The organism is Vibrio sp. 1288 (genome assembly GCF_033344475.1).
The window spans coordinates 1-584 of record NZ_JAWPOX010000848.1; the positions used below are offsets into that span (position 1 = coordinate 1).

Below are 584 nucleotides of genomic sequence, written 5' to 3' on the forward strand. Positions count from 1 at the left end.
AGCGCGCCGCCGAACGTTGAGTTTCGATACTGGCGACATAAAGCTGAGCGTCAACCACATCGAGAGAAGAAGAAAGACCTTGAGTGAATGCCTTCTCTCGCAGAAGCAGGTTTTCATTGGCTAGTGCGATGCTGGATTCTAAGCCTTGCACTTCATCAATCGCTTGCTGCGCTTCTAGATACGTTTTCTGCACAAGTAAAGACAAGTCTTGTTTGGCTTGAGATTTAAGAGCATCAACTTGAGATACAACGCTTTGTGCTGCTTTAACTTTTTCGCTTCGACCTGTGGATTCAATCAATGGAATGTTAACGCCAACCCCTACGAGCCAATCCGGTTTCATTTGGCTGGCCAACGAATCGTCTTCATACAGGCTGTAATCGCCGTATAAGTAAACTTCTGGGTAGTATTTGCCTTTCTCTGCCTTAATTAAGCGCGATGCCTGTTTGTGCTTGGCATCCAAAATGTCGAGCCCTGGGTAGGTGAGCAAGGTCTGATCGATAAATGCACTCAGTGGTGGCAGGTTATCGTTAATGAACAAGGTTTCTGCTGGTTCAACAGAATCCTCTTGCGCGAGAAGTTTTCCA

Annotated in this window: 1 protein-coding gene; it reads right to left on the minus strand. The window is 46.4% G+C overall.

Annotated elements, in window-relative coordinates:
* Nucleotides 1-584: TolC family protein (locus tag R8O11_RS29705; RefSeq protein ID WP_318195189.1), on the minus strand; the 584-nt coding region annotated here is incomplete at both ends.